The sequence below is a fragment of the Draconibacterium halophilum genome (assembly GCF_010448835.1).
Lineage (GTDB): Bacteria > Bacteroidota > Bacteroidia > Bacteroidales > Prolixibacteraceae > Draconibacterium > Draconibacterium halophilum.
The window spans coordinates 3,602,411-3,614,019 of the sequence record NZ_CP048409.1 but is presented as its reverse complement, the minus strand read 5'-3'; the positions used below and the strand labels follow the sequence as shown (position 1 = coordinate 3,614,019).

At 40.6% G+C, this 11,609-nt stretch carries 9 protein-coding genes; 3 read left to right on the top strand and 6 right to left on the bottom strand.

Annotation, left to right across the window (positions count from 1 at the left end):
* Positions 1 to 51: 51 nt before the first annotated feature.
* From G0Q07_RS14650 to G0Q07_RS20820, 3 genes are all read right to left on the bottom strand, one after another.
* Positions 52 to 744: an HAD family hydrolase gene (locus tag G0Q07_RS14650; protein WP_163347459.1), complete on the bottom strand. Its 693-nt coding sequence runs from the start codon at positions 742 to 744 to the stop codon at positions 52 to 54.
* A 237-nt stretch (positions 745 to 981) separates the two neighbouring features.
* Entirely contained in the window at positions 982 to 2,136 is a 1,155-nt protein-coding gene (locus tag G0Q07_RS20825; protein ID WP_246222908.1) for a Smr/MutS family protein, read from the bottom strand.
* A complete protein-coding gene (locus G0Q07_RS20820) occupies positions 2,133 to 3,473 on the bottom strand; it encodes an endonuclease MutS2 (RefSeq protein WP_246222907.1) in 1,341 nt (446 codons plus the stop codon). The genes G0Q07_RS20825 and G0Q07_RS20820 overlap by 4 nt, the downstream gene beginning before the upstream one ends.
* 320 nt (positions 3,474 to 3,793) lie before the next feature.
* Between G0Q07_RS20820 and G0Q07_RS14640 the strand changes: the two genes are divergently transcribed.
* A complete protein-coding gene (locus tag G0Q07_RS14640) occupies positions 3,794 to 6,022 on the top strand; it encodes a peptidase U32 family protein (RefSeq protein ID WP_163347457.1) in 2,229 nt (742 codons plus the stop codon).
* Between the two features lie 89 nt (positions 6,023 to 6,111).
* On the opposite strand, the gene G0Q07_RS14635 is transcribed toward G0Q07_RS14640, so the two are convergent.
* Positions 6,112 to 7,842 carry an alanine/glycine:cation symporter family protein gene (locus G0Q07_RS14635; RefSeq protein WP_163347455.1) on the bottom strand — a complete coding sequence of 577 codons (1,731 nt, stop codon included), beginning with the start codon at positions 7,840 to 7,842 and terminating at the stop codon, positions 6,112 to 6,114.
* Positions 7,843 to 8,178: 336 nt separating this feature from the next.
* On the opposite strand from G0Q07_RS14635, the gene G0Q07_RS14630 reads away from it, so the two are divergent.
* Positions 8,179 to 8,430 carry a hypothetical protein gene (locus tag G0Q07_RS14630; RefSeq protein WP_203532561.1) on the top strand — a complete coding sequence of 84 codons (252 nt, stop codon included), beginning with the start codon at positions 8,179 to 8,181 and terminating at the stop codon, positions 8,428 to 8,430.
* Between the two features lie 64 nt (positions 8,431 to 8,494).
* Positions 8,495 to 8,722, top strand: coding sequence for a PspC domain-containing protein (locus tag G0Q07_RS14625; protein WP_163347453.1), 228 nt, complete (start codon positions 8,495 to 8,497; stop codon positions 8,720 to 8,722).
* Between the two features lie 3 nt (positions 8,723 to 8,725).
* Here the strand turns inward: G0Q07_RS14625 and G0Q07_RS14620 are convergent, their stop codons facing one another.
* Together G0Q07_RS14620 and G0Q07_RS14615 are read right to left on the bottom strand one after the other, a co-directional pair.
* Complete coding sequence (locus G0Q07_RS14620; RefSeq protein WP_163347451.1) at positions 8,726 to 9,430, bottom strand: M15 family metallopeptidase; 705 nt, start codon at positions 9,428 to 9,430, stop codon at positions 8,726 to 8,728.
* A 3-nt stretch (positions 9,431 to 9,433) separates the two neighbouring features.
* A complete protein-coding gene (locus tag G0Q07_RS14615) occupies positions 9,434 to 11,569 on the bottom strand; it encodes a Tex family protein (protein WP_163347448.1) in 2,136 nt (711 codons plus the stop codon).
* Positions 11,570 to 11,609 lie beyond the last annotated feature (40 nt).

Here is an 11,609-nt window from a genome sequence, read left to right as displayed (position 1 = left end):
TTTGGAACTAAACCTTTACAATATGAGCGAATTATTATGCTTCGAGGTACTTTATAAAATCGTTTTTATTTCAGCTATGTTTGTTAGCTTGGTCCAGTTCTGATGATCTTCCACTTCTTCCACTTGTTCGTGAATCCAGGTAATGTGAAAAGGAATATGGATGCCAAAACCGCCCAATTGAAGTACCGGTTCAATATCTGATTTGTATGAATTTCCGATCATCAGAAAACCTTGTGGAGCAATCTCGAGATGTTTAATTAGTTTTTGGTAATCAGCTGGTTTTTTGTTGCTCATTACCTCCACATGATGAAAGTATTTCTCCAGTTTCGACTTTTGCAGTTTTCGTTCCTGATCGAGCAAATCGCCTTTGGTAGCTACAATTAATTTAAAGCCTTTTTGCTGCAAATATTCCAGTGTTTCAATAACGCCGTCGAGCAATTCTACCGGTTGATTGATTTGCGTTTTGCCGAGTTCAATAATTTGCTCTATAATTTCCTGTGGTACTTTATTGCCGGTAATTTTCAACGCCGTCTCAACCATTGAAAGTACAAATCCTTTGGTGCCATAACCGTATTTTTCCAGGTTTTGTATTTCGGTGACATACAGCACTTCCATGATTTCGTCGGAGGTGCTGAAATCCGAAAGTAGTGCACAAAACTTTTCCTCCGTTTCGCGAAAGAATGTTTCGTTTACCCAAAGGGTATCATCGGCATCGAATGCTATTACTTTGAAGTTGGTTTTCATATTAATGTTTCTCGCAGATTTTGCAGAATACGCTGATTTAAATTTTTTATTGTCCGCAATGAATCATAGATTAGAACGACTCCCAGAACTTGTTTTAGGGGCCCATTCTTCTTATGCAGATTAACATTGCAGAAGAGATGCTGAAACTAGTTCAGCATGACGTAAAAACAAGCAATATGACACAGAGCGGATATTTAAATTTTACGTTTTAATGGCAAGGTTGCTTATAACGCTTTTTTACAAGGCTAAATTAACCACTGTAATTCCGGAACCGCCAAAATCTACATGTTCATCTTTGTAGCTGCGCACCATGGGTTCCGAGCGCAGGTATTCGCGAATAATTTGTCGCAGAATTCCATTTCCTTTTCCATGGAGAATTCGAAGTTGACCCGATTCAAACATTATTGCTTCATCAATAAACGCTGTGATTTTCGAGATGGCTTCATCAGCTCTTTGTCCACGAATATCGATTTCAGGTTTAAAGCTCAATCGACGTTCAGAGAAACCTTCCGAGAGAACCGACGCACGTCCGCCACGGTTTTTATCCAGCTTTTTAGCCTCGTTGTTGCTAATTCGCTCCAGGTTTTTGCTTGGCATTGTGGTCATCAACTGGCCAAAGGCAACCACTGCATTTTTCGCATTAATTTCAATAAGGTCGCCAACAGTATCCTGTCCTTTTAAACGCACTTTATCGCCGGGGCGCATTTCAATACTTTGTTTCAGCTTTTCTTTGGTAACCGGTTTTTTCGCTTCATCGGGGCGGTGTTTATTTCGGTTGTCTTCACGCCGACGTAATTTCTCCATCTTTTTGGAGATCTGTGTATTGTTGCCCGTTGTTTTCCGGTCGACATCTTTTTTCAGATCACCCAATTTTGCCCGTGCTTCTTTTGTTTTTTCCTTATCTGCCTGGGCCTGTTTAATTTCCTGAATGGTGTTTTCAATCCGTTTATTTACACCTTTAAGCAAAGTATCAGCTTCTTCTTTGGCTTTTTTCAGAATCTCTTTACGCTGTTTCTGAATTTCCTGTAATTCCGACTCGTAAGTTTCTGCCGTGTCGTCAATAATCTTTTCCACTTTGCGGATTTTCATTCGCTTGGTTTCCCAGTAGCGTTTATCACGGTTAATTTTACGCAGGTTGCGATCGAAATCAATATGGTCTTTTCCTACTTTTTCGGTAGCCTGTTCCAAAATATCTTCCGGCAATCCAATCTTACGTGCAATCTCAAAAGCAAACGAACTACCCGGTTTGCCAATATCCAGCTTAAACAGCGGGTTCATGTGTTGAGAATCGTAAAGCATGGCGCCGTTAATTATTCCATCGGCCGACGATGCAAAGTGTTTCAAGTTGGTATAGTGGGTGGTGATTACGCCAAAGGTGCGAATCTGAGTCAATTTATCCAGAATAGATTCTGCAATGGCACCCCCAACATCGGCTCCGTTCCTGTACCAAACTCATCAATTAGAATTAGTGTCTTCTCATTACAATTACGCACAAAATGTTTCATGTTCATCAGGTGCGAACTGTAAGTACTCAGGTCGTTTTCCATCGACTGCTCATCGCCGATATCGATAAAAAGCTGTTCGAAAACGCCTGTACGGCTGGCTTCATTTACCGGAATAAGCAAGCCACATTGCAGCATGTATTGCAGCAATCCGGTTGTTTTCAAACAAACCGATTTACCACCGGCATTTGGACCCGAAATCAACAGTATGTGTTTTTCGTCGGTGAGTTTTATATCGAGCGGAACAATTTTCCGGTTTTCTTTTTTTAATGTTTTTAAAAGCAGCGGATGAATGGCGTGATACCATTCAATTACTGGCTCCTCTTTTATTTCCGGTCTGATGGCATCGAATTCAACGGCCAGCAAAGCTTTAGCACGAATAAAATCCATCTCTCCAAGGAAGTCGTATGAGTAGGTCAGTTCTTCGAGATAAGGACGGATATCGTTGGCAAAATTGGTGAGAATCTTCATGATCTCGCGGCGTTCTGCATATTCCAGTTCGCGGATTTCGTTGTTCATTTCCACAATCTCGTTAGGCTCTACATACGATGTTTTTCCGGTGGCCGACTCATCGTAAACAATACCCTTTAGCTTGCGTTTGTTGGCTGCAGCAACCGGAATTACAGCGCGCCCGTCGCGAATTGAAACGGCAACATCTTCGTCTACCCAGCCATCTTTTTGTGCTTGTTTTAAAATGGCATGCAAACGTTTCGACATGCTCGACTGCATGTTTAAAATACTGCGGCGCGTTTGTGCCAGCTCCGGCGATGCGTTGTCTCGTATCTTCCCAAATTTATTGATGATGACATCAATACGGTCGTATATGTATGGAAATACCTGTACCCGCGATGTTTTCTGTTTCAGTATTGGAAAAACTTCTTCTTCCTGTTTCGAAAAGAAATTAACAATTGCCCGCACCGATTCCAGTGAACGTTTCAAATCAAACAATTCTTCCGGTTCGAGGAAACGACCTTCCAATCGGATTTTTTGCAAAGCTTCGCGCAGGTCGTAAAAGTGGGTGGCCGGGAAACTGTCGAACTCACGAATGATTCTGCAAAATTCATCCACCTCATTCAGTTGTTGCAAAATGGTGCCATACGAAGTTTGAAAATGCATTTCTTGCACCCACTCTTCTCCCATCGTGCTGATGCACTTGTTGGTAAGCATTTCACGAATGCGGTCGAAACCAATTTTTGCTTCGAAATTATTTGGATAAATGTTTTGCATAGCCTTTTCTTAATCGACTGCAAAAATAGTGTTTAATGCTACAAGCTGCAAACCTAAATATACGAGCTTTTTAGCCACAATTAAAATGGTGTGAACGTTCAATCGATTTCTGCTAATAAAGCACCAATGGGTCGACCCAATAAGCAATAGTGCAGTTTGATCCGGGCGTTTAATAGTTCCCTTTTCAGAAAAGCTGTAAGCTCCCATTCGCGCTATAGTCATTTCCGGCAAACTGCGAATTTTGCCTTTGCCAGAATAAGAAAAGCTGCTTACAGATGGGTGGGGTTGGTGAAGCCACAAATTAGTACTATTATTAAACCGTGAGACGAAAAATAGAGTTACTGGCACCTGGAGGAGATGTGGATTCGGTTAAAGCGGCCATTATTGCAGGCGCCGACGCCGTGTACTGCGGACTGGAGAAATTTAATGCAAGAAACCGGTCGGAGAACATTAGCTTCGAAAATTTGCAGGGTATTATAAGACTGGCGCACAAACATAATTGTGAAGTTTTTCTAACGCTAAATATAATTATTGTTGAAAGCGAAATTGCTGCCTTTGTAAGTTTGTTGAATAAACTGATTAATACCGGCGTGGACGGTGTAATCATTCAGGATTTGGGGATGTTTGATCTTATCAATAAATCGTTTAAAAGCCTGAAGATTCATGCCTCAACCCAGCTAACCACACACAATAAAGGGCAGGTACTTTTTTTACAAAAACTAGGTGCAACGAGAGTTAATTTGTCGCGCGAGTTAGCTATTAGCGAAATAAAAGAATTGGCTGCAGTTGGTGCCGAAAACAATGTCTTAACCGAAGTGTTTGTGCATGGTTCATACTGTATTTCTTTTTCGGGAATTTGTTACATGAGTTCGGTGCAGGGAGGGAAATCGGGAAACCGCGGTCAGTGCAGTCAACCGTGCAGAGATAAGTATTTAACTACCGCAAACGGTAATAATTTCCCACTTAATTTAAAAGATAATTCAGCCTACTTTAACCTGAAAGAGTTGCATGATGCAGGAGTTGCATCGTTAAAAATTGAGGGTCGGATAAAGGGGTTTGAATATGTGTACACCATTGTGGATTCCTGGCGAAAACAAATTCAGTCTTTCCTTGAAAATGGTCTTCTGCTCGATGATGACAGTGAGTTGTACAGGGTGTTTAACCGCGATTTTTCGAATGGTTATTTGAAAGGGAAAATTGGCAAGGATATGTTTATTGATGATCCGATGAGCTACAGCAGTAAGCGACTGGAGGAGGTAAACGATTATTCTTTTTCGGATAAACTAAAATTGTACGACGAGAAGGCAGATACCAGAGCAAAGATTAAGCAGGAGATTGACCAACTTAGTATTGGAAAAATACCTTTAAAGATTACAGTTTCGGGAAAAGCGGGAGAGCTATTAAGAATTGAGGTAGAAAAGCCCGACGCGTTGTTTGCTGTTTCATCAGAAGTTAATCTGGCCGAAAATGGAGTTGAGGCATTGACTGAAAAGATGGTTTTAAAAAGGTTAAAAGCCATAAACGAAACAGAATATTTCATTGAGCATTTGAATATAGACGGAATTAGTGGCGATATGTATATTCCGTTTAAAGAACTTACCGCTTTAAAAAAGAAGTTGCTGGTTACCTTAAACGATTCGAAAGAAATGTATGCCCCGGTTGCCGTTCCGGTGTTTAAAAAACAAGAGAAAATTGAAAAAGAGCCTACGCTTTCGGTGCTGATTTCTTCGAAAGAAGATGTGGCGCTCTGCGAACAGTCGAATGCTGTTTTCTATTTCCAGCTTCCGAATGGAGTTAAAAACAGCTTCAACGAATTGGTGGATTTATTCCGGGAAAATGAGAAATTAATTCCGTGGTTTCCAGAGGTTTTAATAGGTGACGATTATGATGCTGCAGTAGAATTTCTTGAAACCATACCTTCTGAATTTATTGTAACCAATAATACCGGAATTGCTTATGCGGCTTACAAAAGTGGAATTAGGTGGATAGCAGGTCCGTTTTTGAATACCGTAAATTCGTTTAGCTTGCTGAGTTTAAAAGAAAACTTTAATTGTGCCGGCGCATTTATATCGAATGAATTGAGTAGAACTCAAATTCGAAGCATTAAAAAACCTGACGATTTTGATCTTTTTTATAGTATTTATCATCCTGTTGTATTGATGACGAGCCGGCAATGCTTATTTCAGCAGGTTACCGGATGTGCAAAAAATATGCTGGACAAGTCCTGTATTCAGCATTGCGAAAAATCAGCATCGATTAAAAATCTCAAAGATGCTGCTTTTTTTATTGAGAAGTCGGCAGGAAATTTACATCGTGTTTATAACGAAACCAATTTTTTGAACACCCAGATTGTAAGGGATATTCCAAATTTCTTTTCCGGGTTTTTAATTGATTTAAGTGACATCAAAACCCGCACTGAAACGGAAGTCAGCAAAAGTAAGTTAATTGCACTTTTCGAAGAGCCTATAAAAGAAAATCCCGAAGCAAAAACGAAACTCAAAGATCTTATTCATTACACAAATAATAAACAGTATTTAAAAGGAATTTAATGAAATAGAAAGTGGGTTTAAATAAAAAGGATGTCATTTTTTCAAAAAATGACATCCTTTTATCTATTGAAAACTAATGAATTGTTGGATTATCCTTTTGGAACTTTCTCGTCCGGGAATCGTTTGCCATATTCTACCCAGAATAGTTTCACTTCGCTCTTCATTTCTTTTGAAAGGAAAAGCAGACCGATTAAGTTCGGAATAGTCATCAGTGCAATAGTAATACCTGACAATGTCCAAACAATTGTAGTATCGGTAAAGGATGCGAAGAAGAATCCTATCACATAAATCAGTCGGTACCAAACAATGCCTTTTATGCCAAACAAATAGGTAACGGCCCGACCACCGTAATACGACCAGCTGATGGCGGTTGAAAAAGCAAACATCAACAGTCCGATGGAAACGATGTATTTCCCATAATCGCCAAACCAACTTCGTGTAAAAGCAATGGTGGTTAGCGGCGCACTGTGCATCAGTGATTTTCCTTCAAGCGCCAAACTTTTTGGATTTGGGCTGTCAGGGCTTCTGTCAATTTTCCCATCAGTTATTTTTATCTCGCCCGAGTACAGTTGATCATCAACAGAAACTTTGATGTTTTCAGCTACCGAACGAGCATGTAAAATGGTTGGCTGATTGATAATTTCTCCGTTTTGTACTTGCAGATTATCGTTGAACATTGGCAAATCGGCTTTTCCAACCAAGTAGTTGTGCAACTGATCTATATCGTTCTCAGTAGTTTCAGAATATGTTTCGTTAAGCACCACAATGTCGGTTTCCTGAAACAGATTTTCGTGTTTCTCCGTCCAAACCCCCGATGATAACAGCACCAATCCGGTTAATGTACAAATGATAATGGTATCGATAAATGGCTCCAATAAAGCAACCAACCCTTCTGATACCGGTTCGTGTGCCCGTGCTGCAGCGTGGGCAATTGGCGCCGATCCCTGACCCGCTTCATTCGAGAATAATCCTCGGTTTACACCACGGTTAAAGGCAAAAGCGATACTTCCTCCGAGAAAACCACCAACAGCTGCTGAACCACTGAATACATCACCGAAAATAGCAGCAATAGAAGGAATAATATTTTCGTAATTGTAAGTAATAACGGCAATCGCTCCAATAAAATAAATGATGGCCATTAACGGAACCAGTCGCGATGTTACGTTGGCAATACGTTTAATACCACCAACAATTACCAATCCTAGCAATACGGCTAAAACACCACCACTTACCATGTGGTTAATCCCAAAGGTTTCGAACAGCGAGTTGGAAATACTGTTAATCTGTGGCAGGTTTCCGGTACCAAACGATGAAAGGATTGTTGCAACAGCAAAGAGCCCACCGAGGAAAGTACCGGTTTTTAAAACTTTATTGTTTTTTAACGGAATGTTCAAACGTTTCTTCATGAAATACATCGGTCCACCGGCAATCGATCCGTCGGTAGCTTTATCCCGGTATTTGTGCGAAAGGGTAACCTCTACAAATTTGGTGGTCATACCCAGGGCGGCTGTCACCAGCATCCAGAAAAGTGCCGCTGGTCCGCCCAGGTGAATAGCCAAAGCCACACCGGCAATATTTCCTGTTCCTACAGTTCCCGACAAAGCTGTTGTTAATGCCTGAAAGTGCGAAGTATCTCCCTCGTCATCTTCTTTATCAAATTTTCCGCTTACAATTCGCAACGAATGTTTCAGGTAGCGGAATTGTGGAAATTTTAGATAAATGGTAAAAAAGATACCTGTTCCGAGTAATAAAAATACAAACCATTCCGAGCCTCCAATATGACCGTCGATGGTGGAAAGAATTTCATTGAGTTTGTTCATTATATGCAGTTTTTTTATTCGTTGAATTCATTCTTCATAAGGTATCTTATGAACTTGCATGACAGAATACTTCACTCCGAATGGGCGGCATTCGCGCATACTCGTTTCAAAAATTGAGCTAAAAATAGCAATCCTGTTCAATATGTTAAAAAATGAAGGTTTTTATTTTTAAAATGTTATTAAATCTTGAGAAAAGTCATCTTTGGTGATCACATGTCCGACGGTTTGTCCCAAATTATATATTGTTTATTACTTTTTCAATTTCTTTTTATGATATTTCGAAACCGATTGGTTTTTGTCGTAATTTCGCATTAGCAACTTAAAAAATAATTAATCATGCTACCAAAGTTTTTATTAGCCGACAATTCGCAGGAAACTCCGGATACTATTTTTGTGGTTCATACCGAAACGCCGCGCTTTATTGTTGAGGCCGACATTGATGATTTCTGGAACAACCAGGAAATACACTGGATTGACGGAGAACCTGGTGATGAAAAGTTTATCTCGGAATTGGTTGAGGCTGCCGAAGAATTTCTGGAAAAGGAATTTGAAAACGAAGAATTGTTAGCTGAAGACGACGAGGAATAAGTATTATATTCTTTTGACAAAAGCCGTCTTTGGTAAATACTAAAAAATAAACAACAGAATTGCTATGGCAGCTAATCGTTTATATCGTTCGCACAACAAAGTGTTGGGAGGTGTTTTGGCAGGATTTGCCGAATATTTCTCATTAGATGTGGTGTTGGTGCGGGTGATCTATGTTTTGTTATCGCTTTTTTCTGCCGGTTTTCCGGGCTTGCTGGTGTACATTATTTTTTGGATGGTAACGCCGGAAAAACCAATTGGGCCGGAAGATTTGAATAATGGAAATCCGCAGTAAATACTAATTCGTTAACTCTTCGAACGAAAGATCCATCAGTGGAAATCTTTCCCATCCGTTAAAGTCAAAATGCCACCATTCGGAAGAATAGACCGTAAAACCAAAATGTGACATTACTCCAAAAAGAATGGCGCGATTTTTTATGATCTCTTCCGGTAAATCCTTGTATTTCGAGTGTGCTTTTTCCGAAAAATCATCAAAAACGGTTGGCATCGGAATTTCTTCAAAGTTGCTTAAATCAACCAACGAAACATCGACAGCACAACCACGATTATGGCGCGAGCCGTTTTTAGGGTTGGCTACAAACTCTTTATTTGGGTATATCTCATAAAACCGAATGGTTGCAGCGTAGGGGCGATAAGCATCGTAGATCTTTAATCCAAGATTTAGTGTCGCCAGTGAATCTTGTACAAGTTTTAACGCTTCGGCAACAGGTTTTCTTGCATAGGCTTTTGGCGACTGGTAAATAACCTCATTCGTAAAATTATTGCTCGTGGCGTAACGGATATCCAGCACCACACTTTTAATCTCATTTTCCAGATCAACCAGTTTCATGTCCGCATTTTTATCAACCTGTTTTTTGTATTCTTTTACCGAATTTACAAGCGGCAGATTGTACGGATTTCGATTTCCCGTATTGCTTTTTGACACGCAGGATAAAAGTAGTGCACTAAGAAAACAAAGTAGTAGTGCAGTGGATATTCGCATAATTTATTCCTGTTCGAGTCCTTTTAGTGATAATTGAATGCGTTTTCTGTCAATATCAAGATCTTTTATCCGCACTTTTACGTGTTCGTGGAGTTTCACAATTTCGTTTGGATCGGAGATAAAACGATCTGCCATTTCCGAAACGTGTATCAGTCCCGACTCTTTAATTCCCACATCTACAAAAGCTCCAAACTTGGTGATGTTATTTACAATTCCCGGAAGGATCATACCAATTTGGAGGTCTTTAATATTAAATATTCCATCGGCAAATTCAAAAATCTTAATGGGTTTGCGCGGATCGCGGCCTGGTTTCAACAGCTCATTTTTTATGTCGGTTAGGGTAGGGAGGCCAATTTCCGAAGTTACATAATTCTTAAAATCAACCTTTGCAATCAGTTCTTCATTTCTAATCAGGTCTTTCACTTCGCATCTCAGATCTTTTGCAATTTTCGATACAATCTTGTAGGATTCGGGATGCACTCCTGAGTTGTCTAACGGATTCTTAGCATCAGGAATACGCAAAAATCCCGCTGCCTGTTCAAACGCTTTTGGTCCCATCCGCGGAACTTTTTTTAAAGAGTCGCGCGATTCGAACATACCGTTCTCTTTTCGGTAAGTGGTAATGTTTTCGGCCAGTTGTGGTCCAAGTCCCGAAATATAGGTAAGCAGGTGTTTACTGGCTGTATTAAGGTTAACACCAACGGAGTTTACACTTAGTTCAACAACTGAATCGAGACTGTTTTTCAGATTTTTCTGATCAACATCGTGCTGGTACTGCCCAACGCCAATACTTTTCGGGTTGATTTTTACGAGTTCTGCCAGTGGGTCCATTAAACGCCGACCAATAGAAATTGCTCCACGCACGGTAACATCGTATTGCGGAAATTCCTGACGGGCCACCGATGAGGCGGAATAAACGGAAGCGCCATCTTCGCTTACCACATAAACTCTGATCTCGCGATTGTAGTGCAGTTTTTTTATAAAAGCTTCAGTTTCGCGGCTGGCCGTTCCGTTGCCAATGGCAATGGCATCAATCTGGTACATTTCTACCATTGACGACACTTTTTTTGCCGCCATTTTTTTCTGCTCTTGCGGTTTGTGCGGGTAAATATTTTCGTTGTGGAGTAAATTGCCCTGTTCATCCAGGCATACAACTTTACAACCCGTGCGGTAACCCGGATCGATAGCGAGCGTTCTTTTTTGCCCCAGCGGAGGTGCAAGCAACAACTGTTTCAGGTTTTCTGCAAAAACGTTTATCGCTTCGGTATCGGCTTTTTCTTTCGATAATTTGGCAAATTCTGTTTCTATCGACGGTTGTATGAGGCGTTTCAAACTGTCTTTTACAGCCAGTGCCACCTGTTCTGAGCTGTCGTTGTTACCTTTTACAAAAAAACGTTCCAGGTTTTCCAGTACGCGTTCTTCGTTTGGTGAAATGGAAACCCGCAGAAACCCTTCGTTTTCGCCGCGGCGCATAGCCAGTAATCGATGCGAAGGACATTTTTTTAGCGGTTCGCTCCAGTCAAAATAATCGCGGTATTTGGCGGCCTCTTCTTCTTTTCCCTTAATAATTTTTGATGTGATGTAGGCACCCATATCAAAACCCTTACGCACAATATTTCGGGCACGTTCGTTTTCGCTTACCCACTCGGCAATTATATCGCGGGCTCCTGAAAGTGCATCTTCTACTGAAGTAACTTCGTCGTTTAAAAATTGATTAGCTCTGAATTCCGGATCGCGCTCCAGTTGTTTCATTATAATCTTGGCCAATGGCTCCAGACCTTTTTCGCGGGCGATGGTGGCTTTGGTGCGACGCTTCGGTTTGTAGGGCAGGTAAATATCCTCCAGTTCAACCGAGTCATAACAATCTTCAATTCTCGATTTTAGATCGGGCGTTAACTGACCCTGTTCTTCAATCGTTTTCAGAATGGTTTCCTTGCGTTTGGCAAGTTCTGCATATTTATCGTTTTGTTCTTTTATCTGAAGAACCTGCACTTCGTCGAGACTGCCGGTACGTTCTTTTCGGTAGCGAGAAATAAACGGAACAGTAGCTCCTTCATTTAGCAAATTTATCGTGTTTAAAATCTGAGTGTTGTTCAGTCCCAGGTTGCTGGCAATAAGATCTATGGTTTTGTTTTGCATATTTCGTTTTCTTGAAACACAAAGGTAGACAAGAACTTTT